Here is a 24,300-nt window from a genome sequence, read left to right as displayed (position 1 = left end):
CCTAGCCGCCGACCTGGGACGCGCCAAGCCTCGCCATCTCTCTCCCGGCGCTGAGGTGCGCCGCAACAAGCGCCACCGTAGCGGCGACCAGCGGGCATGGCGAGAGCATGAGAATGTCAGCCCAGGCGACCGGCAGGGCGGGGGTCAGGCCTTCTGCACCGCCGAGGAAGCGCAGAAGGCCCAGCAGTGCGATCGCGCCCGCCGAACCGGCCGCCCCGGCGACCAAAGCCAGCAGGGCGAACCGCCGCTGAAACAACCAGGCAATGGAGGCGTCGGTGGCGCCCGACAGGCTGAGAGTCTCGATGACGGAGCGGCGCGCCTGGAGGCCCGCCCGGACGGCATAGATGATGGCCGCGCCCGCCGCGAAGGCGGTGGTCAGGAAGGCCGCGAGTGCGAGAATGGTGATCAGGGCCGCCGACCGTTCGACCTCGCCGCGCCACAGACTGTGGTCGTCGACGGTGGCGTCCAGCCCCGCCTCGGCCAGGGCGCGACCGAGGGTCAGGGCGCTGGCGGGAGCGTCCCGGTCGAGGCGGACAGTGACGAGATAGGGCAGGGGCAGGTCGGCCAGCACCGCCTCGCCCATCCAGGGGCGCAGCAGGGCCTCGGCGGTCTCGCGGTCCATGGCGGCGGCTTCGGCCACGCCGTTGACCCCGGCCAGGGTCTCAGCGGCGCGGGCGGCGGCGGTGTCGCCGCTCTCGCCGACGCGTGGGCGGACCTGGACGGTAGCCTCGGCGCGGAGTTCTCGCGCCCAGCCGTGGGCGGCCCGGTCCGCCGCGACGGCGCCGACGGCTGCGAGGCAGGCGAGGAAGCAGAGGACGGCGATGACCACGCCCAGCCAGCGTTCACCCGCCGCGTCGCGAGGCAACAGGCCGCTCTCGGGACGGGCCGGACGGACGCGAGGGCCGGGGCCGAAGAGGTTGGACCAGCGGATCATGCCGCAGCCCCCGAGATGCGGCCGTCACGAAGGACGAGACGACGCGCGCCGGAGCGCCGGGCCAGATCTTCGTCGTGACTGGCGATCAGCACCGTAGCGCCCAGCCTGTTCAGGGCCTGGAACAGTTTCAGCAGCCGGTCGGCCATGGCCGGGTCAACGCTGCCGGTCGGTTCGTCCGCCAGGATGAGTTCGGGTTTGGCCATGACGGCACGGGCGATGGCGAGGCGCTGTTTCTCGCCGCCGGACAAGGCGGTCGGCAGGGCGTTTGCCCGGTCCGCCAGCCCGACCCAGGCCAGCATTTCCTCGACGTCGGGGGCGTAGTCTCTGCGCTTGCCGCCGCGGACCCGCAGCGACAGGGCGGCGTTGTCGAAGACGCTGAGGTGGTCCAGCAGGCGAAAGTCCTGGAACACGACGCCGAGGCGGCGGCGCCATATCGGGCGGTCGTGCGACGAGACTTCGGTGACGTCCTGGCCGAACAGGGTGATGCGGCCCTCTGTCGGCCGCTCGGCGAGAGTCAGAAGACGCAGCAGCGAAGACTTTCCCGCTCCCGACGCGCCGGTAAGGAAGTGGAAAGAGCCGCGCGGCAGGATGAGGTTAACGTCCCGCAGCACGCCGGGCGATTCGGCATAGCCGAAACTGACCGTCGACAGGCGGACGGTTTCGGGCGATGGCGCGGATTCGGCGGCGCGACGGGGCGACTGAGGCATCTGATTTTTTCGTATGGACCGGAGCGCATTGCGTTCCGACAGGAGGGGGCCGGCGAGCGGCCTCGCAGTCAGCGACCATGATACTGACCTGCCCGTCCTGCGCCACCAGCTATTTCGCCCCCGACGGCGCCATTCCGCCCGGCGGCCGCAAGGTGCGCTGCCAGTCCTGCGCCCATGTCTGGCACGGCATGCCGACCGAGGAGCCGCTGGAGCTGACGGCAGCCAGCGCGCCGATCGTCGCGCCGGAGCCCAGGACGTTCGAAGACGCCCCGCCAGTCGCGCCCGAAACCCCCGCCCCGGAGCTGCCCAAGGCCTTCCGCGCCCGGGCTGAGCAACAGCGCCGACTGCGTCGTGCGGCGACCCACGGCGCGGTCTGGGCCGGTCTGGCCAGCCTGTTCGTCGGCCTGATCGGCGCCGGCTGGCTGTTCCGCGTCGAAGTGGTCGAACTTTATCCTCGCGCCGCAGCCGCCTACGCCATGGTCGGGACGCCTGTGAACGCGGTGGGGCTGGAGTTCGAGGCCGTGACCGCCAAGGCTGTGGCCGATCGCCCGGACATGGTGATGGTGTCTGGCGCCCTGAGGAATGTTCGCGATCGCGAGATTGTCGCCCCTCCGGTGCGGGTCGCACTGCTGGACGCCCATGGGGCCGAGGTCGGTTTCGCCCTGATCGAGCTGGAAGGCGCACCGGTCCTGCCCGGCGGGGTCAAGGGCTTCGCTGCCCTGATCCGCGATCCGGGCGCCCACGGTGTCGATGTGGGCGTCGACTTCGCCAAGGATGGGCCCGCGGCCGCCGCCCACGACGCCGAACATGACACGGCTCCGGCGCACAGCCGTCCTCTACCGACCCCTGACGAGCACGGAATGCGCCCCGCCCTGATCGAGGAAGCGCCGACGACCCACGCCGAGCCGATCGAGGCCGAACCCGTGCATGATGCGGCGGAAAGCCATGGGGCTATCGACAGCCATGGGGCCGAGGCGGTATCCGCCTCGCATGGCTGAAGCTCCCCCGACGCCCCCCGTCCTTCTCCCTGAAGCCGACATCGCGCGCATCGTCGCCGATCTGGCCGCGCAGATCGCCCCCGTCATCGACGACGAGACCGTGGCTGCGGTCCTGCTGACCGGCGGGCTGTGGTTCGCGGCCGACCTGACCCGGGCCCTGTCGCGGATCGGGCGGCATGTCCGCTTCGACGCCCTGTGGCTGGCCTCCTATGGCGATGAACAGTCGAGCCGGGGTCGGATCGACGTGCATGCGCCGTTCCAGCGGTCGCTGAAGGACCGCAAGGTGCTGATCCTCGACGACGTGTTCGACACCGGCCTGTCGCTGGCGGAGGCCGTGCGGCATGCGAAGGAAGCAGGGGCCGCCGAGGTCGTGACCTGTGTCTTCGCCCGCAAGCCCTGGCCCCTGCCGCGCGCGCCGGAGCCGGACTTCGTCGGCTGGGAGGCCCCCAACCGGTTCCTGGTCGGCTACGGCCTTGACCATGCCGGCGCGATGCGTGGCCTTCCGGACATCTGCGCGCTGGATTAGGTCGAGCCGAGCAAGGCGGCCAGAACGCCTTTCCCGTAACGATCGATCTTGGACTGGCCGACGCCGGAGATGGCGGCGAGGGCGTCGAGCGAGCCCGGTTCGCGCTGGGCGATCTCCAGCAGGGTCTTGTCCTGGAAGATCACATAGGGCGGGACGTGCTGTTCGGCGGCGCGGTCGCGGCGCCAGGCGCGCAGCGTCTCGAAGCGGGCGCGGACGTCGGCGTCGAGCGCTTCCACGGCGGCGTTCCTGTCGTTGCGCGTGCGGGTGCGCGGATTGCCCGAGCGCGTGGCGGCGTCGAAGCCTGGCGGGGTGCGGCGGACTTCAACGGCGATCTCCCCGCGATAGACGGCGCGGACACGTTCGGCGTCGCCGAGGCCGACCAGAGGCTTGCCGTCATTGGGATCCTCGAGCAGCAGGCCCTCGAACATCAGGTGGTCGACGATGTCGCGCCAGCCGGTGGGGGCGATGTCCTTGCCGATGCCCCAGGTGGAGAGGTCGGACTCCCACGGCTGGACGTCCTTCGTCTTGCCCAGCAGGTGGTCGACGATCCGGCCCTTGCCGAACCGGCCGCCGAGACGCTGGACGGCGGCCAAGGCCTTCTGGGCGGGGACGGTGGCGTCATAGAGGGCCGGCGGGTCGGCGCAGATGTCGCAGACGCCGCAGGGGTCGGCGTCGGTCTCGCCGAAATAACGACGGACGGCCTGGGGCCGACAGACGGCGCCGTCCAGCATGGCGAACAGCTGGCGGGCCTTGCGCGTCTGGACGGCTTTGACCTCCTCGGCCATCGGCCGGCTGTCGAGGCGTTTCAGGGTCCAGGCGATGTCGGAGGGGCCGTAGTGGGTGATGCCCTCGGCGGGTTCGCCGTCGCGGCCGGCGCGGCCGATTTCCTGCCAGTAGGCCTCCAGGGAGCCCGGCGGATCGGCGTGGATGACGAAGCGGACGTCGGCCTTGTCGACCCCCATGCCGAAGGCGATGGTCGCGACCATGACGGCGCCGTCCTCGGCCAGGAAGCGTTCGAGGCGGCGGTCGCGCTCGGGTCCCGACATGCCGGCGTGATAGGCGATGCCGTTGGTCCCGGCCGATTTCAGGGCGTCGGCGACGCGTTCGCAGCCGTCGCGGCTGCCGCAATAGACGACGCCCGACTGGCCCTTCCGGGCGCGGACCAGGTCGATGACGTGGGCGTCGGTCCTGGCCCGTGAGGCGCTTTCCTTGCGGATGGCCGAGAGCTGCAGGTTCGGGCGGGCGAAGCTGTCGACGAAGACGGCGGCGTGTTCGAGGTGGAGCGACGCCAGGATGTCGTCGCGGGTGCGGGCGTCTGCGGTGGCGGTGACGGCGATGCGCGGGACGCCCGGGAAGAGCTCGCCGAGGCGGCCCAAGGTCCGGTAGTCGGGACGGAAGTCGTGACCCCACTGGGAGACGCAGTGGGCCTCGTCGATGGCGATCAGCGACAGGGGCAGGTCGCGCAGCCGGTCGGTCAGGGCGCCCGAGGCGAGGCCTTCGGGCGAGACATAGAGCAGGTCCAGTTCGCCGGACTGGGCCGCGCGCAGGACATCGGTGCGCTCGTTCAGCGACAGGCCGGAATCGAGGCGGGCGGCCGCGACGCCCTGCTGTTTCAGCGCCTCGACCTGGTCGGTCATCAGGGCGATCAGGGGCGAGATGACGAGGCCGAGGCCGGGACGCAGGATGGCCGGGATCTGATAGCAGACAGACTTCCCGCCGCCGGTCGGCAGGACGGCGAGGACGTCGCGTCCGGCCATGATCTCGGTGACGACCCGGGCCTGCAGCCCCCGGAAATCGGCGTGACCCCAGACCCGCTCCAGCGTCGCGCGCGCGGCGTCGAGGCCGGGCGGGGAGGTGGGGGATTCGGCGAGCATCGGCGGCTTGTGCCCGATCTGTTCCGGGGTGTCATCCATCACGAGCGGCCGGACTCTAAAACACCGTCCGAAGCGTCCGAAGCGTTCGGGGAAGGGCATCCAGACTCCGGAAATTGGAGTCCAGATAGTCCGTTGAGTCCAGTTCGGCTGGGGGTTGGCGATGGCGATGTCAAAGACCGGAACCATTATCCCACGGTTTTCAGGGACGGTCGGGATAAAGGCTCTCGATAGAGCCGGGCTTTGAATTTGAACGCGGATTCGGGCGATGTGTTGATCATCAACTTTCCTTCTCCCCTTGCGGGAGAAGGTGGCAGCCGAAGGCTGATGGATGAGGGGTCACACTGTGGTTGAGATGAGGGTTGGCTGGGATGAGCGGTCAGAGCCGGCGCCACCCCTCACCTGATCGCGCCAGGACGACGGCTACGCCGCCGTGCGCGATCTCCCTCTCCCGCAAGGGGAGAGGGGACGAGACCTAGTCCCGCAGCAGTTCGTTGACGCCCGTCTTCGCCCGGGTCTGGGCGTCGACGCGTTTGACGATGACGACACAGTAGAGGGACGGGCCGCCGTTGGCGTCGGGCAGGGTTCCCGGGACGACGACCGAGTAGGCGGGGACCTCGCCACGCGTCACTTCGCCGGTGGCGCGATCGACGATCTTCGTCGAGGCGGACAGGTAAACGCCCATCGACAGGACGGCGCCTTCGCGGACAATGACTCCCTCGGCGACCTCGGCGCGGGCGCCGATGAAGCATCCGTCCTCGATGATGGTCGGGTTGGCCTGGAGCGGCTCCAGCACGCCGCCGATGCCGACGCCGCCGGACAGGTGCACATTCTTGCCGATCTGGGCGCAGGAGCCGACCGTGGCCCAGCCGTCGACCATCGAACCCTCGCCCACGTAAGCGCCGATGTTCACGAAGGACGGCATCAGGATGACGTTCCGGTCCACGAAGGCGCCCTTGCGGACGATCGAGCCAGGAACAGCGCGGAAGCCCGCCTCCTTGAACTCGTTGGCGGTCCAGTCGGCGAACTTGTTGGGCACCTTGTCGTACCAGGGGCCGACGGCCGGGGCGCCGCCGCTGGAGGAGGGGGCCGACAGGCCGCGCTCGCCGGCGCGCATGATCTCGTTGTCGTTGAGGCGGAAGGACAGCAGCACCGCCTTCTTGAGCCACTGATGCGTGGTCCAGACGCCGTCGGCGCCGCGCGAGGCGACGCGGGCCTGGCCGGAATCCAGCAGGTCGATGGCGGTCTCGACGGCCTTGCGGACTTCGCCGTGGGTCGAGGAGGACAGGTCGGCGCGGGCCTCCCAGGCGGCTTCGATGACGGCTTCGAGCCTGGCGAGGTCGGTCATGCGGCGTCCTTCAGGGCATAGGGGGTGAGGAAGTCGAGGAGGTCGGGCGCGGTCGCGTCGATGCCCTCGCCCGCGACCAGACCGCGCTCGGCCAGATGTTCCGGCGTGTCGGTCAGGACGGTGGTCATGCCCAGGGATCGGGCCGGGGTCAGGTTTTTCGGCGTATCGTCGAAGAAGATCGCACGCGTCGGATCGATGGCGAACTTTTCGAGGAAACGGCGGTAGGTCGACGGCGCGGGCTTGGGCGTCAGGTCCATGTCCTCGATGGCGTGGACGCCGTCGAACAGGCCGGTCAGTCCGATGCGCTCGATGACGCGGGCCGCATGGAACCTCGCGCCGTTGGTCAGGACGTACTTCCTGCCCGGCAGGCGGGCGATGACGTCGGCGAGGCGCGGATTGGGCTCCAGGGAGTCCAGCGGCACGTCATGGACATCGTGCAGGAATTTCTCCGGGTCGATAGAGTAGTTGGCCATCAGGCCGGCGAGGGTGGTGCCGTGTTCGTTGAGGAACTGGCGCTGGAGCCCCTTCGCCTCATCGGCGGGGAGGCCGACCGCGTCGACCATGAACGCGTTGATGCGCGCCTGGACCAGGGCCATCACTCCTTGCTCGGAAGGGTAGAGGGTGTCGTCCAGGTCGAAGACCCAGGCGTCGATGTGCGAGAGATCCGGACGGGCGAGGGTGGGGGTCACGCCTTCACCAGGGTGCCCGCGCCGTATTCGGTGAACAGTTCGACCAGCATGGCGTGGGGACGGCGACCGTCGAGGATGACCACGGCCTCGACGCCCGCGCGGACGGCGGCCATGGCCGTCTCCAGCTTGGGGATCATGCCGCCCGACGCCGTGCCATCGTCGATCAGGGCCTGGGCCTGTTCCAGCGTCATCTGGCGGATGATGTCGCCGTTCCTGTCCATCACGCCCTTGACGTCGGTCAGCAGCAGCATCCGTTTGGCGTTCAGCGAACCGGCGACAGCGCCGGCGACGGTGTCGGCGTTGACGTTGTAGGTCTGGCCGTCTTCGGCGACGCCGATCGGAGCAATCACCGGGACCCAGTCCTCGGTCTCGGAGTTGATCAGCCCCTTGATCAGCTTGGGATCGACCTTCGTCGGTTCGCCGACGAAGCCGAGGTCGACCTCATGTTCGATCAGACTGTCGGGATCTCGCTTGGTGCGCGTGGTCTTCTCGACGGTCAGCAGGCCGGCGTCCTTGCCCGACAGGCCGATGCCGCGCACGTCGGCCTCCTTGCCGGCGACGGTGATCCAGTGAGCGATCTCCTTGTTCACGGCGCCCGACAGGACCATTTCGGCGACCGCCATCGTGTCCCTGTCCGTCACGCGCAGGCCGTCGATGAAGCTGGATTTGACCCCGGCCTTGTCGAGCATGGCGCTGATCTGCGGGCCGCCGCCGTGGACGACCACCGGCAGGACGCCCATCAGGCGCAGCAGGACGACATCGGCGGCGAATTGCTTCGCCACGGCCGTCTCCCCCATGGCGTGGCCGCCGTATTTGATGACCACGGTCTCGCGGTCGTAGATCTGGATATAGGGAAGGGCCTCGGCCAGGGTCTTCGCCGTGGCCCAGCCGCGTTCCTCGGATTGCCGCTCGTTCTCGTCCATGGCGGGGCTGATACCGGCGAGGCTTCGCCGTGTCACGCGGGATCAGGCCTCGGCGCGCGCATCAGGGGGCGTCGGCGAACAGCTCTTCCGCCTGGTCAAAGGCGTGGCGCAGGACGTCCAGCGCAGCGTGCAGGTCCGGATGTTCGCCGTGGCGGGCCAGATCGCCGAGCACGGACCAGGCCCGGGCGACCAGGGCCGGGGCCGGGGCCTCATCGCGCTGACGGTGCAGGTCGGGCGTCAGGAAGGCGTCGATCCCGGCGCCGTCGTCGCCGGCGGCGGGGGCCAGGGCCGTACCCAGACGGGCGTTGATCAGGGCGACCTCGGCCCGCCAGTCGGTCATGAAGGACGCCCAGCGCATGAAATGGCGGGGCAGGCCCCGGCTGGCGGCCTCGGCGTCCAGCACATGACGCAGCCACAGGCGCAGACCCTGTTCACGCGAGATCGGATTGCGGGCCTGAAGCGAGGCCGCGACCTCAGATGGCGAGCGCAGCGGGGTGACGATGAGGGGGCGGTAGCCGGCCTGTCCCAGCGCGTCGCGCCACGCCGGGAACATGCGGCACATGCGTGGATCCTTGAGGACGACGGTCTCCGCGTCTCCGAATTCGCCCGCCATGGTCTGGACGATGCGGTCGCGGGCGGCGGCGGGGTCGGGCATGCGGGGTAACCGACGCCAGTCGCTCCAGCTCGATCCGGCCTCGGCCAGAAGGGCGTCGTTGAGGACCATGACGACGTGGCTCTCCCAGAAGCCGCGCGGATTGTCGGCGGCCGGGGCCATCAGGGTGCGCGGGGCGGCGGCGCCCAGCAGGGTCAAAGCTCCGGCCACGGACGATGTGCCCGACCGGTGCATTCCCAGTACGACGAGGGCCGTCTTCATGGTTCGCCTAACCCCCTGATCCTTCGACACGTTGTTTGCCCCAGTCGAGGGCGTCGCACAACGTGGCGGAGCCGTTTGCCAAACTCCGCAATCCGGCTAAAGCACCCTCATGGCGCTTTATCCTGTGATCATGTGCGGTGGAGCCGGGACCCGTTTGTGGCCGGCGTCGCGGCCGTCGCGACCGAAGCAGTTCATCCCGCTGGCCGGCAACCGCTCCTTGTTCCAGGAGACGGCGGCGCGCGTGGCGCCCCTGGCCGGGGACGACGGGAAGCTGATCGTCGTCGGCGGCCTGCGTCACCGCGACTGGATCGTCGATCAGCTGGGCGAGCTCGAGATCGAGGCCCAGGTCCTGCTGGAGCCCGAAGCGCGGGATTCGGCCGCCGCCATGGCCGCCGCCGCCTGGGCCGCGCGGCACGATCCGGAAGCAATCATCGCCTTCGTCGCCTCCGATCACCACATTCCCGACCACGACGCCTTCCGCGAGGCCGTTACCGCCGCAGCCGCCGGGGCCGCCGAAGGCCGCATCGTCACCCTCGGGGTCACGCCCTCGGAGGCGTCCCAGGCCTATGGCTATATCAAGCCGTCCGGGCGCGGGCTGTCGGCGGTCGACTCGTTCGTCGAGAAGCCGGACCGGATCCAGGCGCAGGCCTATATCGACGCCGGCTATCTGTGGAACAGCGGCAATTTCATCGTCGCCGCCGGGGCGCTGATCGACGAACTGGCCGCCTATGCTCCGGCGGTGCTGGACGCGATCAGATCGGCCTTGCCGGACGAGAACTCCGGGACCGTGCAGACGCTGGGGGCGGCGTTCGCGGCCTCGCCGAAAATCTCGATCGACTATGCGGTGATGGAAAAGACCGCCCGGGCCTCGGTTCTGGAAGTCGACTTCGCCTGGTCGGATCTGGGCGCATGGGACTCCATCGCCGCCTCGGGTGAGGGCGACACGGGCCAGCACATCTTCGAGGACGCCGAAGGTTGTCTGGTCCGGGCCCCCGACGGCATCCTGGTGGCCGCCCTGGGCGTGCGGAACCTGGCCATCGTGGTCGAGGAGGACGCGGTCCTGGTCTGCGACCTGTCGCAGTCGCAGGGCGTCAAGAAGGTCGTCGACCGCATCAAGGCGACCTCGCCGCGCCATCTCGATTTTGCGGCGGCTCCGCAGGAAGATCTGGCCGAAGGCGCGGTCCGGTTCGCCGACTGGATGCGAATGAAAGCCCTGCCGGTCTGGTCGACCCTGGGCCAGGCGACCAACGGAGGCTTCGCCGAGGTCCTGTCGCTCGACGGGCGGGCGCTGACGCTGCCGCGCCGCGCGCGGGTGCAGGCGCGCCAGATCTTCGTCTACGCCAACGCCGGGATGAATGGCTGGCACGGGCCGTGGCGCGGCATCGTCGAGCGCGGCCTCGAACGGCTCTACGCCGACTATCTGAGGCCCGATGGCCTGTGTCGGACCACGCTGACGCCCGAGGGCGAGCCGCTGGACGAGACGGCCTACCTTTATGACCAGGCCTTCGTCCTGTTCGCCCTGTCGGCGGCGAAGAGCGCGGGCGTCGACGATCCGACCCTGGAGGCGCGGGCGGTCACCCTGCGCGACGCCCTGCTGGCGGCCGGGCCGCCGACGGGCGGTCTGATCGAGGCGGGGAACCAGCCGTACCAGTCCAACGCCCACATGCACCTGCTCGAGGCCTGCCTGGGCTGGGAGGCGGCCGGCGGCGACGACGGCTGGACGGCGCTGGCCGACCGGGTCGTCGATCTGGCCTTGACGAAATTCATTGATGCGGAGGGCGGCTTCCTGCGCGAGTTCTTCGGCCCCGACTGGGGCCCTGCGGCGGGCGAGGACGGCCGGCTGGTCGAGCCCGGCCACCAGTTCGAGTGGGCCTGGCTGCTGGCGCGGGTCGGTCGGTCGCGCGGCCGGGCCGATGTGACGAAAGCGGCCCAACGCCTGTACGCCGCCGGCCGCAGGGGCGTTTCCGAGCGCCCGATGATCGCCGTCGATGCGCTGAACGACGATGGAACCGTGCGCAGCCGCCGGGCTCGACTGTGGCCCCAGACGGAATGGCTGAAGGCTTCGCTGATCCTGGCCGAGACGGCCACAGACGGCGAACGTCAGCGCCTGATGGACGATGCGGCGACGGCGCTGAGGGGCCTGTGGCTGTATCTGACGCCGGACGGGCTGTGGCGCGACAAACGCTTGCCGCAGGGCGGTTTCATCGATGAACCGGCGCCGGCGAGTTCCCTCTACCATATCGCCGCGGCCTTCGGTCAGCTGGCCGAGACGGGGCGCGTCGAGGGGCTGCGCGGGATGTCCGATATCAGCCTCGCGTAGGCGGCGCGAAACGCGCTTCACCGGGAGTTGTTCCGCAAACCACCTGCTCTGCTTGTGGCCGGCCTTGCATGCGCTAGGGTGGCGGTCTCCGTAAGCAGAGTGCGAACATCATGACCCCTGCCCTGGCGTTTCAAGGTCTGAACAGCTTCCCGGGCATGACCCGCACCTTTGGTGCGGAGGGGGCGAGCACTTTTGGCGACGTCGGCGGCTATGCCCCGTGCGGCTGCTGCGGCGGCTTCCATGCGATCTTCGAAGAAGAGGTCGGTCCGCTCGCTCTGCTGAACAGTGACGATCGGGGTGGATTCGGACCGAACGGCCGGGTGTCGCTGACGACGGCCGGCGCTGCGCAGACGCTCACCCGTTCGAACCTGTCCTGGGCGACCGGCCTCGGTCAGGCCACGAATGTCAATTTCGCCTTTCGCTCGACCGCGCCAAGCACCATGCCGTCCGAAACGACCGGCTTCACACGCTTTACCGACGCGCAGATCACCGCCACCCTGCTCGCCCTCGCGTCCTGGTCCGAAGTGGCCAATATCACCTTCACCCGCGTCAACGACGGCGACGGCTTCTCCGATGCCGCCACGATGCTGTTCGGCAACTATTCATCGGGCTCCGAGGGCGCGGCCGCCTTCGCCTTTCTGCCTTCCAACCGGGCCGACAGCAGCAACAGCGGCGACGTCTGGATCAACAACAGCCTGTCCTACAACGCCACGCCCTTGCTGCTGGGCTACGGGCAGCAGGTGCTGACGCACGAGATCGGCCACGCCATAGGCCTGTCGCACCCGGCGGCCTACAACGCGACCGCGGGTCAGAGCCTGACCTACGCGGCCAACGCCGGCTATTTCGAAGACAGCCGCCAGTACTCGGTCATGAGCTATTTCAGCGAGACCAACACCGGGGCCAGCTTCGGCTCCGGCCGTTACTCCGCCGCTCCGCTCATGGACGATATCGCCGCAGTCCAGCGCCTGTACGGCGCCAACATGACGACCCGCACGGGCAACAACACCTACGGCTTTAACTCCAATGCGGGCCAGGCCTGGTTCAGCGCGACGTCCACCACTTCCATCCTGATCTTCGCGGTGTGGGACGCCGGCGGGACCGACACCTTCGACTTCTCGGGCTACAGCAACGCCCAGGTTATCGACCTGCGCCAGGGTAGTTTCTCGAACGTGGGCGCCCTGATCGGCAACGTCTCCATAGCCCTCGGTGCGGTGATCGAGAACGCCGTCGGCGGCGCGGGCGCGGACACGATCTTCGGCAGCGCCGGTGACAACGTCCTGACGGGCGGAGCCGGCAACGACCGGATCGACGGCGGCCTTGGGTCCGACACCGTGGTGTTCAGCGGCAACCGCGCGCAATACACCATTACCTGGAACGGGCAGACGGCGAACGTCGTGGGGCCGGACGGCTCTGACGTCATCTCCAACGTGGAGTTCCTGCGGTTCGCAGACCAGACGATCGCGGCGGCCTTCACCGGCGGGCTGAACGTCAGCGGCGACATCACCACGAACGCCATGACCGGTTCGGGCTTTGGCGATTTCCTTTACGGTCTGGGGGGCAACGACACGCTCAACGGCCTGGGGGGGGCCGACTACCTGGACGGAGGGTCAGGCAACGACGCCATCTCCGGCGGCGACGGAGACGATGTCCTGATCGGTGGCGACGGAGATGATGTGCTGGACGGCGGCGCGGGGTTCGATCACGCGTACTACGCCGGTGCGACGGCGGCGGTCAGCGTCTCCCTGTTGACCAACCGGGCGACCGGGGGCGCCGGCAACGACACCCTGGTCAGCATCACGCACATCACCGGCAGCAGATTCAGCGACACACTGGTGGGGGACAATGAGGTCAACTCTATCGCCGGCGGCGGCGGAGCGGACGTCATCTTTGGCGGTGGCGGGAACGACATTCTCCAGGCCGGCGACGGCGCCCTGACCGGCGGCGCCCCCGACATCATCAAGGCGGCGACGACAGCCAACGCCTCGATCGCCACGGCGATCTCCATGGACCCGGGGTTCGACCTCCTGCCGCAGGATGACATCGCTTCCAGCGCGACCATCCCGCACGCCACGGTTCGCGCGACGGCCCATGCAGGCATCGAATACTATGGCTTCACCGCCAATGCCGGAGGCCGAATTACCCTGGATATCGACAACGCCTCGTTCGACAGCACTCTGAGACTGTTCAACGCCGCCGGGGTCGAACTGGCCTCCAACGACGATTCCAATCCGGACGGCGGCCCCGCGACCGATTCCCAGATCACCTTCACCGTGCCGGCGACCGGGGTCTATTACGTCGCTGTCGGCCAGTGGGACGCCAACTCCGGTTCGACCTTCACTTCAAAGGCGATCACCGCCGGCGGAACCTATACGCTGCACGTGTCAGTCACGGACCATGGCGTCACGCCGCTGACGCTGACCGGGTCGCGCCTGATCGGCGAAGCTGGAGACGACCAGCTTCTGGGCGGCGGCGCCGGGGACTACCTGAACGGCGGGACTGGAAACGACATCCTGAACGGCAACGGCGGCGTGGACACAGCGGCCTATGGCGGCGGCCGGCGCCAGTATGTCGCCAACTCCGCTTCCGTCTCAGGCAATGGCGAAGGAACGGACACTCTTGTCAACGTGGAGAACGCCAGTTTCGTCGATGGCGTGCTGACGTTCGACGTCAACAGCCAGGCGGCGCAGGTCATGCGCCTGTACGACGCCGCCTTTGATCGCACCTTCGATCAGGGCGGGTTCGAGGCCAATCTGAACGTCCTCGAGGCCGGGATTTCTTTGACGGCGCTGGCCGGGACGTTCCTGAACTCCGCCGAGTTCCAGCAGCGCTACGGCGCCTTGTCGAACCAGGCCTTCGTCGAGCAGTTGTATCGCTTCTGCCTGAACCGCGAAGGCGATGCGGCCGGCGTCCAGACCTGGGTCGGGGCCCTTAACGCCGGCGCCAGCCGGACCGATATCCTGGTTCAGTTTTCGGAGAGCCAGGAGCATCGCAACCTGACCATGGCGACCCTGAACGCCGGCCTCTGGGTCGCCGACGACCAGGCCCTCGTGATCGCGCGCCTCTATGACGCCACCTTCGATCGCCTTCCGGACGTGGGCGGCCTGAACACATGGACAAACCAGTTGAAGGCGGGGGCCCCGCTGTTTTCCATCGCGGCCGCGTTCGCCGGCTCCGCGGAGTTCCAGGCCCGCTACGGCGCCCTGTCGAACCAGGCCTTCGTCGAACAGATGTACCGCTTCTGCCTGAACCGGGAGGGCGATGCGGGCGGGGTCCAGGTCTGGGTCAACGCCCTCAACGGCGGAGCGACACGGGCGCAGATCCTGGCGACCTTCTCTGAAAGCGCGGAACACGTCAGCCTGACCGCAGCGCTTTGGCTGGGCGGCGTGCGCTTCGAAGGTGTCGCCAGCCCGCTGATGGACGTCGACAAAGGCGCTGATGCAGTTCTGATGGACGATGGCTTCCTGTCGCTCGAGGCAGACGGACCCTGGGCGTCGCGCCACGAGGACTGGACGGCGCCGCAGACGCTGGTTGCCGCCCACTCGAGCGACATCATTCACGGCGGCGGGCCCGAGTTCACACCCACCGAAGCGGGCGTTGACGACCACTACCTCCAATGGACATACGACCACCGGATTGCGGCGGGACACGTCGACTGGGTCGCCTGACGCGGCGGTCTAGTCGATCGGGTTTTCCTCGATCAGGCCCAGGATAAGGTTGGCGGACGTCTGGCCGACGATCCGGTAGGTCTGGCGCACCAGATCATCCGCCGGCAGGTCATCCAGCGACGTGGTGGCGAAGTCATACGAGGCTTCGATGATGATCCAGCGCGGACGGTAACCGAAGGCGACCACGACGTCGTTCAGCACCTTCACATCCTCGCCCTCGATGTCGATGGACAAGAGGTCGAAATCCTGGGGCACGCCGTAATCGCGCAGGATGTTGCCGAGGCGCTCCACCGGCACGGTGACAGCGCCGGCCAAAGGCCCCCAACCCGCCGCGGCCTCCGCGTTCAGCGATGACACGTCGTCATTGACCCCCAGGTGGAAGGTCGCTTCGCCGGTATAGTCCGATACGGCGCACGGAATGATCTGCACGTCGAGGCCGTGGAACTCGCTGCGAATGGATTCGATCAGCCTGGGATTGGCCTCGAACAGATAGCCGCGCCAGCCGAAAGACTTCATCAGGTCGTAGGAGTTGGAGCGCGCCTTGCCGCGCGCACCGACGTCGACCACTATTCGATGGTTCGCGAACCGATTGATCCAGAGCTTGAGCAGAATCTCGAACTCGCCGAACTGGGTCTGATCGTTGGTCAGGCGTGCGCCGGTGTCGCCAGTCCCGTTCACCTCCGCGAACTCGTCAGAATGCAGGATTGAGGCGATGATCTCCGTCAGGTTCAGCGAGCCGTCGATGAGCGCGTCGATCTTCGACTGCCCTCCCTCGGAGTCAGGTTCGCGACCCAGCATCGATTGATACAGGGCCCGAACTACGGCCGCGTGGCTCAACTGCGTCGGTCTTTTGGCCATCTCAACTCCTGGGGGTCGCGAAGTTCGAGCTACTAGCGGTCTATCAGATCGCGATCGTAGCGGAACTGCGACTGGAACGGCCCCGGCAGGAGACGGAAGGGCTTGGCCCGGTACTCATCGCTCTCGATCACGCCGGTCAGCAGCACCTCGACCTCGGCGGAAGGGTCGTCGCAGTGAAGCCAGGCGTCGATGACCTCGTTGTCCGCGTCGCGGCCAAAGAACATCTGATAGGTCGCGTGCAGGAAGCTGTGCATGCCGTGGCGATGCAGGTGGTGCAAGCCAAACTGCACCAGTTGGTCTAGGTCGGCGCAGGACTCGCCCTGACGGGTCAGGGTGATCATGTCGATAACCGAAATCTGGGACGGATCGCGGCCCGGTTGTTCGAAAACGGCGGCGTCGAAGGCCGGCTGATTGAGGACCCTGTCCGTCACCGCACAGCGGATCTGAACGCTGTCGCCCAGGCCCATGGCGAGCGTGCGACCCGGAAGCACGAAGCCGCACCAGCCGCGGCGTCGCCCCTGGGCTGCGGCCGTGGGCGAGAAGCGGGCGGCGCGCCCATAGGCGATCGGGACGCCGTCAGCGACGAGTGCGACCATGCAGGGCTGGGCGCCGCCGCCTGCGGGTTGTGCGAACCCGACGTAGGAGTCCTCGACGATCTCCACGGCGAAGTCAGAGACTGGAGAGTAGGTTATCATGGCTTACTGCTCCGCGACCCAGCGCGCCACGCCGGGATAGCAGCGGTCCCAGGAATAGGGCGCCGCGCGTTCCAGAATGTCGGACAAGGACTGGATCGACGATCTCGACTGGGCCGCACGAAGCTCCGCGATCCGCATGGCACGGTCGAACTCGAACGAGTCCGATGGATTGAAAAACACACAGGCGTCCGGGAACACCTCGGGGATGCTGGAACTGTTCGAGCAGACCGTCGTCTTGCCCAGCACCCCGGCCTCCAGCACAGGCAGGCCGTAACCTTCGAAGAAAGACGGATAGACGGCGAACGTCGCGTTCAGCAGCAGGGCGACCTTGTCTGCTTCGGAAACATAGCCGGTGAACAGGACGCGATCCTGGCTGACATTCGCTTCCGCCAGCGCCCGTGTCAGGCGCTCGCGACCGTCCAGCCAGCCTTCGCGGCCGATGAAGACGATGCGGAAGCGGTTGGCGAAGCCTGGATTGCGCGCGATGTAGTCAAGAACGATCTGACCGTTCTTGCGCGGCTCCAGTGTGCCCAGGACCACGATGTAGGGCTCGGCCGCCAGCGGGCCGTGCAGCTGCATGTGGGCATTAGTCAGGTCGGCCGGGTCGAAGTCCACGCCCATCTCGATGATCGACATCCGCTCGGACGAGACGCCGAAATAGGCCTCAACGTCGGTCATGCAGGCCCGGGAGATGGGGAACAGATGGTCCGAGGTCTCGATGTCCTGGCGGATGCGGTTGGCGAAGTGGTTGATGTTGTCGGCGTTGTGGAACTGGGGCGTGAGCAGCGGGGACAGGTCGTAGAGTACTGTCGCCTCGCGCCCGAAATAGCGGCGCATCGGCTTGATGCTGGTGTACACGCACACGCCCTCGGCGGCCTCGGCGGCCGAGATGGGCTTCCGGTCCCAGACAAGCTGCTCGACAGCGCCAAGGCCGCCCATGCCCGAATGCTGGGACAGGAAGCGGGCGACCAGGTCGCGTGGAACCTCGACCGTCTCGAACAGGAACGCCCAGTCGATGGTCGGATCCTTCAGCGCGCCCCGGGCGATCGCCGCAATGACGTTGGGGATGCCGGTCCAGGTGTTCTCGAACAGGGCGCCGATCTCAAGGTAGGCCTTGCGCATCATCCAGCCTCGGTCTGGGCGGAGGACAGGCGCGTGATCACCTCGTCCAGCGCGATCTTGAAGGGGCCGACGCCGAAGACGTCATGCACGGTCGACAGGGCTTCCGACGAGCGTCGGGTGAACTCCTCGTCGCTGAGCTCGACCGCGCGCTTCAGTCCGGCCCGGACGTCATGCTCGTCCACGTAGAAGGTGTTCACGCCGTACATGCCGTAGCGGCCGGCCAGGCGGGGATCGAAGGGACCTTCGGTCGACGGGATCACCACGGCGTCGGTCTCGGACACATAACCGCCCATGGCGGTGTTATCGACAGAGACGGGCACCAGGCCGCGCCCCATGGCCTCGATCAGCGGCAGATTCTGGCCCTCGCCCTGCGACGTGCACAGGTAGAAGTCGGCGACGTCGTAGAGATTGTTCATCTCGTCGCGGGTCAGGATCTGATCGGTGATCCAGACCCGGTCGCTGACGAGCGGCGGCGCGAGGCGACCCGGGTTGGTGATCTGTTCGCCCAACAGCTGTGAGTTGACCGGCGCCTTGCCGCGGAACGGGGTCGACATCTTCAGCAGAAGGATCGCGTCCGGGCGATCGTGGGTGAACTGGACAAAGGCCTCCAGCATCGGGCGGAGCTGTTTGCGGAAGTCGTGGACGTTGAACACCGTAAGGAAGACCGGCGGCGGCGTCTCGCCCTCGCTGTTCCGGAGAACCGTGCGCAGATTGCTGCGGCGGGCGGCCGAGGCGTTGTTCATGGACGGCTGGATACGGGGCACGATCGCGAGCGGCTGCCAGGAGACATCCTTCAGCGAGGCGGCCAGGCGGTCCAGCTGGCGCCAGTCGCCGCGGCCCTTGCGCGGACGGCGCGCGAGGTTCTCGATGATCGGCGCGGTAACCATGCGGACCGGCGCGGTCACGCCGCTGGCCACGATGGCGTCGACAGCGCTCTGGGCAGGAGCCCAGACCTCATCGGCGCGGTTGAGCATCGTCGCCTGGTCGGCGAACGCGTGATAGGTCAGGAGTTCCGTAGGTGCCCGCAGACGGTCGAACTCCCACGCGAAACAGTTGATGTTGTAGGCGCCCTTGAGCAGCCGCAGACGCTCGGGCGGGTAGAAGCACAGGTGAATGTTCACCGCCGCCGAGGACCGTTCGCGGATGTCGGAGATATATTCCGGATGCTCGATCACCATGTGGTCGAGTTCCAGCTCCTCGAGCGCCTGAAGGAAGCCGCGCATGGCGAAGGAATAGGAATAGTCGGCGACACCGAGGCCGGATCCCACCGCCGAGCGGTCGGTTTCGCTGATGCGGCCGCCCGGAACCGAAAGATAGATCATGACACCCTCGCGACGGTCGTCGCGTGGGGCCTCGGCAAAGACCACGTGGTTGTCGATCCGGTCCAGCAGGCTGAGCTCGAAGTCGATGCCGGGGCCATCCGGATGCCCGAGCCGCCGCGCCTCATGGAAGTGGCCGCGCGCTGCGGTCATATCGGCTGAGATCTTGGACAGGTGGGCGAGCTGAAGGTGGATGTCCGAATCGTCGGGGGTGAGCGCCAGGGCGGCCTCGTAGGCGCCCTTGGCGCGCGCGTGGAAGCCCGCTTCCTTGAGCGCATGGCCCAGCTGGACCAGGGCCGCGGCGTTTGAAGGATCCCGCTCGACGATCCGGCGGCGATAGTAGACGTCGCCCGCCCAGTTTCGCGCGGCGCGCGACCGGCTGGCCAGCTGGCGCACATTCAGGCCCGCGGGCGTGATGTCTCTCGACCCGGCGCCTATGGCCGCCAACGCCTGGTTCACTGTCTTCGCCATGACTTTACCGTACCGCTCCCGCGGATTGCCCACGCCGTTGCTCATCTTGCTTCGTCCCCCCCCTGCGCCAGGCTCCAGCAGAGCCGGGCCCGCCGATCGTCGAGAACCGCCGCCAGGGCCGTCTCGAAGGGATGCGTCGGACGCCAGCCATAGTCGGTCGCGAAGCGGGAAAAAAGCCCTTGTGCAACAGGAATTTCAGACGGACGAAGGCGATCGGGGTCGATCTCCGCCGTGATGTCTCCGGAAGTCAGCGCCAGCAGGGCATCCAGAACAGACCGGATCGATCGCGGCGCTCCGCTGCCCACATTATAGAGAGCGAAGGGCGATCCGCCCGTCGGCGCCTGAAGCACGGCCAGATAAGCGTCGATGATGTCCGCGACGTGGGTGAAATCGCGCTGGGCGTCGAGATTGCCCACGCGGATGGCTCCGCCGCCGGGCAGTTGCTCCAGCCGGGCGATCTGGTCGGCGAACCCGGGAACCACGAACCGCGTGTCCTGGCCGGGACCGGTGTGATTGAACAGACGCAACGCCACGACCTGCAGACCGGGTCCGGCCAGATCGCGCAACAGGAACTCGCCCGCCAGCTTGGTGCGTCCATAGCCGGAGGCAGGCTGGGGTGGCGTATCCTCGCCGCACGGCCCGTCAAGGAAGGCGCGGCCGTAGACCTCGGCGCTGGACGGGAAAACGAGCCGAACGGGCGACGGAAGCCGCAGCAGCGCGACCGCGAGATTGCGCAGCCCGATGACATTGACGTCCCAGGCCGTCAGCGGGGCGTCTGCTGTCTGGGCCACCGATGAGGCCGCGGCCAGATGAACCACCGCCGTGGGAGCGAAATCCCGCACCAGGGTCTGGACTGCTGCGGCGTCGAGCAAGTCCAGCCCGACGCCGTCCTCATTCGGGCCGCCTACGGCCAGCAGTGTCGCGTCCGGCAGGGTGTCGGTCAGGCGTCTGATCAGGTGGCGTCCGACGAAGCCGGAGGCGCCTGTGACCAGAACCCGGTCGCTGTGACCGGTCACCGCGCGTCGCGGCGCCGTTTCAGGTCGGCGTCCACCATCTCGCGGATCATCTCTTCCATCGTGATCGTGGCCTCCCAGCCCAGGGCGTTCCTGGCCTTGGTCGGGTCGCCGAGCAGCACGTCGACCTCGGCCGGACGCATGAATTGCGGGTCGATGACGATGTGATCCTCAGGGTTCAGGCCGACGTGTTCGAAGGCGATCCGGACCATCTCGCGGACGGTCGATGTGCGTCCCGTAGCCACGACATAATCGTCGGCGACCTCCTGCTGCAGCATCAGCCACATGGCGCGGACGTAGTCCTTGGCGTGACCCCAGTCCCGCTTGGCGTCCATATTGCCCATCGCGAGGGTCTTGGCCTGACCCAGCTTTATCCGGGCGGCGCCGTCGGTGACCTTTCGGGTCACGAACTCCAGGCCGCGCAGCGGCGACTCGTGATTGAACAGGATGCCGGACGACGCGAAGAGGCCGAAGCTCTCGCGGTAGTTCACCGTCATCCAGTGGCCGAACAGCTTGGCCGCGGCATAGGGCGAGCGGGGATAGAAGGGCGTCGATTCGCTTTGTTCGGGCTCCTGGATCAGGCCGTACATCTCGGACGACGAGGCTTGATAGAAGCGGGCTTCCGGCGCCTGCAGGCGGACCGCCTCGAGCACATTGACCGCGCCGATGCCCGTGACCTGTGCGGTCAGGGTCGGTTGGTGCCACGAGGTCTTGACGAAGGACTGGGCGGCGAGGTTGTAGACCTCGTCAGGCTTGACCTCCTGGAAGGTGCGGCACAGGCCGCCGAGGTCGAGCAGGTCGCCGTCGACCAGTTCCACATCATCTGTGATGCCGAGCCAGTCCAGACGGTGGGTGGCCACGCCAGAGTGGCTGGAGCGGCGCACGACGCCGACGACGCGATAGCCTTTTTCGAGCAGCAAGGCAGCCAGATAGGCTCCGTCCTGGCCCGTGATACCGGTCACGACCGCGCATTTAGCTGACATTGTTGGTTCCGTCTTCCCTGGGCAAGCCGCCAGCGTCCCCTCGGAGCGAGCGCTGCGGTTTATCTCAGCGTCTCTCACAGGAAACAAGCGTCAGAGGACCATAGTCGGCCTTTCCCTCCTTTCGCGATCGCTCTAGGGCTCAAGCTGAAGGTTTGATCATGAGGCGAACATGTCCGAAGAAGCAGCGCGGGACGCCGCCGGCGTCGATCCTTCGCTGACGACGGACGCCGACGTCTACAACCTGTACGCGCTCAGCCTGGGCCGTCATCCCGAGTCGCCTGAAGTCATGCGGGGCATGATGGGTCATGACCGGGCGATGCTGGTCAGCACCTTCTTCGCAACCGCCGAGCATGCGACGAACATCCTGGAACCGCTCGAGACGGGACGCCGCCTGACCGGCGGACTTCTCGACCAGGCGCCGGGCGAGGATCTGCTGGCCTGGGCGGCCGAGGCCCTGCCCTTGAGCGCCGAAGGTCGCGCGGCGCTGGCGGGAGCGGCGGCGTCCTGGCACCTGGCCTATGAGGTCCTGTTCTCCGATCCCCTGTGGGCTTCGCAGACCGAGGCCGGGCTGGCCGCGCGACGTCGCGGCGTCCTTGCCGCCCTGGCCAGCTTCGCGCGGGTTGAGGGCCGGGTCGAACGGCGGACCGTCGAGGGGTTGAGCGGCTGGGTCGTCGCCCCGGGCGGCGGCGATGCGCCGTTGACGGTGGAGGCGCGGGTCGATGGCCGTGTCGTCGCGCTGGGGTCGTCCTCCATATTCAGGCGTGAAGTCCAGGAACGATTCGGGGGCTCCGGCCTGTGCGGTTTCCAGCTCGTGCTGGACGACCGTCTTCTGGCGTCGGCGCGCGCGGTGCGGGTGGAGGTCCATGAGGCCCGGACCGGCGTTCGCATCGACGGCATCACCCTGTCGGCCCAATCGGCGCCGCTCACGGCCCATGCCGCCCTGCTCGCCGAACTCGCGGGCGTCCGGCAGGCGCTCGGCCGGATCGAGGCGGCCCTGCCGGCGGTTCAGGCGGACCTGGCCTTCGATCTCGACGCCTACGGGGATTGGCGCGAGACTTATCGGCGGCGGGAACTGCCCCGCGCAGCGAGCGCAGCCATCCCTGATGGATCCGAACCGGTGCTGGTCGTTCTCGATGCGCGCGGCCTGCCCGCGCCCTGGCTGGATGATGTGCTCGACAGTCTGGTCAGCCAGACCGAGCCCAACTGGTCCGCCGTTCTGATCGGCGAAGGCGCCATGATCGAGGATCTGGCGCGGCGAACCGAATGGCGGTCGGGACGCGAGGTTCGCGTCCTGGCCCCCGCAGCGGCGGCTGAGCACGGAGCCCCGTCCGGCGCGGCCTGCGTGGTTCGCCTGGATGGGCGCGGCGTCCTGGCGCCGGACGCTCTGGCGATCATCCGGTCGATGCTGGGCGACGCCGACGCCGCCTACTGGGACGAAGATGTGATGGAGCAGGGGGCCCAGGCGCCTCAGGGTCATGCCGCCCGACGCCGGCGGATGCCGCAGTTGAGGCCTGCGTTCGACCTCGACCTGCTGAGGCAGGATCCCTACCTCGGATCCGGAATGGCGCTGACGCCCGGCGCCCTCGCGGCGCTGGGCGAGGGGGTGTGGTCATCGGACACGCCGTCGCACACGGGGCTGCGGCTGGCGGAGCAGAAACGGCCTGTCCGACACCTGGCGCAGGTCCTCTACAGCCGACAGCGTCCGGCGGAGGTCGACCCCGTCGCCTGGGCGTCGGCCGTCCAGGCCCATATCGACCGGCTCGGCATTCCGGCGGACGCCCGGGTGACCGACGATGCGCTGGGCGCCGGCGTCGCCGTGCGGGTCGAGCCCCGGGACGCGCTCGGCGACCTGCGCGCGGCGGTGATCATTCCGACGAAGGATCGGATCGATCTGTTGCGGCCCTGCCTGGAGAGTCTGTTCGAGGCGGAACCGGCCAACAGCGTGGCCATGGAGATCCTGGTCGTCGACCATGAGAGCCGTGACCCCGAAACCGTCGCCTATCTGCAGGCGCTGGAGGCCGAGGGGCGCATCAGGGTGCTGCCCTACGCCGGCGCTTTCAACTGGGCGCTGATGAACAATCTGGCGGCGGTCGAGACCGACGCCGACATTCTGGTCTTCCTCAATAACGACACTGCGGTGGTCTCCCCGGACTGGCTCGACCGGCTGTGCCGGCAGGCGGCGAGGCCGGACGTGGGCGCGGTGGGCGCGCGGCTGATCTTCCCGGACGGCGCGATCCAGCATGCGGGATTCGTTTCGCGCCCGCTGCCCGACAGCTTCCTGATGCCCGAAGGGGTCGGGGCGCCAGGTTCGGACGGCGGCTATCTGGGCCGTCATGCGCGGCTGCGCCGCGCGGCGGCGGTGACGGGGGCCTGCATGGCCGTGCGGAATGAGCTGTTCCGGCGACTGGGGGGCTTCGATGCGGCCAACCTGCCGATCGACTGGAACGACGTCGAGTTCTGCCTGAAGGCCCGGGCCGAGGGCCTGGACGTGATCTACGAGCCGGCCGCCACTCTATATCATTATGAATCCCGCAGCCGCGGCGTGACCCGCGACGGCGACCGGATCGTCGCGTCCAGCCGGTCGGCGGCCCTGGTCTGGGAGCGCTGGGGCGAAACGTTCGGGACGGACCCGGACTATAACGCCCACTTCGACCGGCCCGGAACGCCGTTTTCCCGCCTTGCCCCTCCGCCTTCGCCGACGCCCGTTTCTTGAACGGCGATTCTCCGGCGGCGGAGTTCCCTCCGGGGGCGAGCGGCAGGTCCCGACTTGTGGCCTGAACCACACAAACCTGAACAACCTCAAGCCTCAAGGCCAAGCTGGATCAGATTTTGTCATGGTCCATTTTCTGAACTGCAACCGAATGGAAATCGCCACATCGGCGGCGAAACCGGGGCGGCGGCGCGCCTCAGAAACGTTGATTATTCTAAGGTTTTTCCCACATTTCAGGCTTTTGGCCGCCAAACGCACATCGGCGCGACAGGTG

General features: G+C 68.0%; 18 protein-coding genes. 5 read left to right on the top strand and 13 right to left on the bottom strand.

The window, feature by feature from the left end; all coding sequences use genetic code 11:
- Position 1: 1 nt before the first annotated feature.
- Both RMO01_RS02955 and RMO01_RS02950 read right to left on the bottom strand, forming a co-directional pair.
- The gene (locus RMO01_RS02955) at positions 2-934 is read right to left on the bottom strand and encodes an FtsX-like permease family protein (RefSeq protein WP_309627558.1); all 933 of its coding nucleotides are present in this window, start codon (positions 932-934) and stop codon (positions 2-4) included.
- Positions 931-1,641 (bottom strand): ATP-binding cassette domain-containing protein, encoded by a 711-nt coding sequence (locus RMO01_RS02950; RefSeq protein WP_309627557.1) that lies wholly within the window; start codon positions 1,639-1,641, stop codon positions 931-933. Before RMO01_RS02950 ends, RMO01_RS02955 begins: the two co-directional genes overlap by 4 nt.
- A gap of 77 nt (positions 1,642-1,718) precedes the next feature.
- On the opposite strand from RMO01_RS02950, the gene RMO01_RS02945 reads away from it, so the two are divergent.
- Positions 1,719-2,639, top strand: coding sequence for a zinc-ribbon domain-containing protein (locus RMO01_RS02945; RefSeq protein WP_309627556.1), 921 nt, complete (start codon positions 1,719-1,721; stop codon positions 2,637-2,639).
- Positions 2,632-3,165, top strand: a complete 534-nt coding sequence (locus RMO01_RS02940; RefSeq protein ID WP_309627555.1) for a phosphoribosyltransferase family protein — start codon at positions 2,632-2,634, stop codon at positions 3,163-3,165. Before RMO01_RS02945 ends, RMO01_RS02940 begins: the two co-directional genes overlap by 8 nt.
- Here the strand turns inward: RMO01_RS02940 and recQ are convergent.
- The 5 genes from recQ to RMO01_RS02915 form a co-directional block, all read right to left on the bottom strand.
- The gene (gene recQ / locus RMO01_RS02935; RefSeq protein WP_309627571.1) at positions 3,162-5,039 is read right to left on the bottom strand and encodes a DNA helicase RecQ; all 1,878 of its coding nucleotides are present in this window, start codon (positions 5,037-5,039) and stop codon (positions 3,162-3,164) included. The genes RMO01_RS02940 and recQ overlap by 4 nt on opposite strands.
- A gap of 472 nt (positions 5,040-5,511) precedes the next feature.
- Positions 5,512-6,384 carry a 2,3,4,5-tetrahydropyridine-2,6-dicarboxylate N-succinyltransferase gene (gene dapD, locus RMO01_RS02930; protein WP_309627554.1) on the bottom strand — a complete coding sequence of 291 codons (873 nt, stop codon included), beginning with the start codon at positions 6,382-6,384 and terminating at the stop codon, positions 5,512-5,514.
- Complete coding sequence (locus RMO01_RS02925; RefSeq protein ID WP_309627553.1) at positions 6,381-7,073, bottom strand: pyrimidine 5'-nucleotidase; 693 nt, start codon at positions 7,071-7,073, stop codon at positions 6,381-6,383. Before RMO01_RS02925 ends, dapD begins: the two co-directional genes overlap by 4 nt.
- Entirely contained in the window at positions 7,070-7,996 is a 927-nt protein-coding gene (argB, locus tag RMO01_RS02920) for an acetylglutamate kinase (RefSeq protein WP_309627570.1), read from the bottom strand. Before argB ends, RMO01_RS02925 begins: the two co-directional genes overlap by 4 nt.
- A gap of 61 nt (positions 7,997-8,057) precedes the next feature.
- Entirely contained in the window at positions 8,058-8,870 is an 813-nt protein-coding gene (locus tag RMO01_RS02915; RefSeq protein ID WP_309627552.1) for a hypothetical protein, read from the bottom strand.
- 109 nt (positions 8,871-8,979) lie between these two features.
- On the opposite strand from RMO01_RS02915, the gene RMO01_RS02910 reads away from it, so the two are divergent.
- On the top strand, positions 8,980-11,190 hold the full coding sequence (locus RMO01_RS02910; protein ID WP_309627551.1) for an AGE family epimerase/isomerase: 2,211 nt from the start codon (positions 8,980-8,982) through the stop codon (positions 11,188-11,190).
- A 110-nt stretch (positions 11,191-11,300) separates the two neighbouring features.
- Positions 11,301-14,855: a DUF4214 domain-containing protein gene (locus tag RMO01_RS02905; protein ID WP_309627550.1), complete on the top strand. Its 3,555-nt coding sequence runs from the start codon at positions 11,301-11,303 to the stop codon at positions 14,853-14,855.
- Between the two features lie 9 nt (positions 14,856-14,864).
- On the opposite strand, the gene RMO01_RS02900 is transcribed toward RMO01_RS02905, so the two are convergent.
- Genes RMO01_RS02900 through gmd form a run of 6 tightly spaced genes read right to left on the bottom strand, consistent with a single transcriptional unit; the run spans position 14,865 to position 21,316 of the window.
- Positions 14,865-15,713: an FkbM family methyltransferase gene (locus RMO01_RS02900; protein ID WP_309627549.1), complete on the bottom strand. Its 849-nt coding sequence runs from the start codon at positions 15,711-15,713 to the stop codon at positions 14,865-14,867.
- 32 nt (positions 15,714-15,745) lie between these two features.
- Positions 15,746-16,408 (bottom strand): hypothetical protein, encoded by a 663-nt coding sequence (locus tag RMO01_RS02895; RefSeq protein WP_309627548.1) that lies wholly within the window; start codon positions 16,406-16,408, stop codon positions 15,746-15,748.
- Between the two features lie 3 nt (positions 16,409-16,411).
- Positions 16,412-17,530 carry a glycosyltransferase family 1 protein gene (locus RMO01_RS02890; RefSeq protein ID WP_309627547.1) on the bottom strand — a complete coding sequence of 373 codons (1,119 nt, stop codon included), beginning with the start codon at positions 17,528-17,530 and terminating at the stop codon, positions 16,412-16,414.
- Entirely contained in the window at positions 17,530-19,320 is a 1,791-nt protein-coding gene (locus RMO01_RS02885; RefSeq protein ID WP_309627546.1) for a tetratricopeptide repeat protein, read from the bottom strand. The genes RMO01_RS02890 and RMO01_RS02885 overlap by 1 nt, the downstream gene beginning before the upstream one ends.
- Before the next feature lie 41 nt (positions 19,321-19,361).
- The gene (locus RMO01_RS02880; RefSeq protein WP_309627545.1) at positions 19,362-20,336 is read right to left on the bottom strand and encodes an NAD-dependent epimerase/dehydratase family protein; all 975 of its coding nucleotides are present in this window, start codon (positions 20,334-20,336) and stop codon (positions 19,362-19,364) included.
- Positions 20,333-21,316 (bottom strand): GDP-mannose 4,6-dehydratase, encoded by a 984-nt coding sequence (gene gmd / locus RMO01_RS02875; protein ID WP_309627544.1) that lies wholly within the window; start codon positions 21,314-21,316, stop codon positions 20,333-20,335. The genes RMO01_RS02880 and gmd overlap by 4 nt, the downstream gene beginning before the upstream one ends.
- A 169-nt stretch (positions 21,317-21,485) precedes the next feature.
- On the opposite strand from gmd, the gene RMO01_RS02870 reads away from it, so the two are divergent.
- Entirely contained in the window at positions 21,486-24,029 is a 2,544-nt protein-coding gene (locus tag RMO01_RS02870) for a glycosyltransferase (protein WP_309627543.1), read from the top strand.
- Positions 24,030-24,300: the final 271 nt, after the last annotated feature.

The organism is Brevundimonas sp. (genome assembly GCF_031412435.1).
Classification (GTDB): Bacteria; Pseudomonadota; Alphaproteobacteria; order Caulobacterales; family Caulobacteraceae; genus Brevundimonas.
Note: the sequence above shows the minus strand (reverse complement) of the source record. Positions and strands in the feature narration are given on the sequence as shown.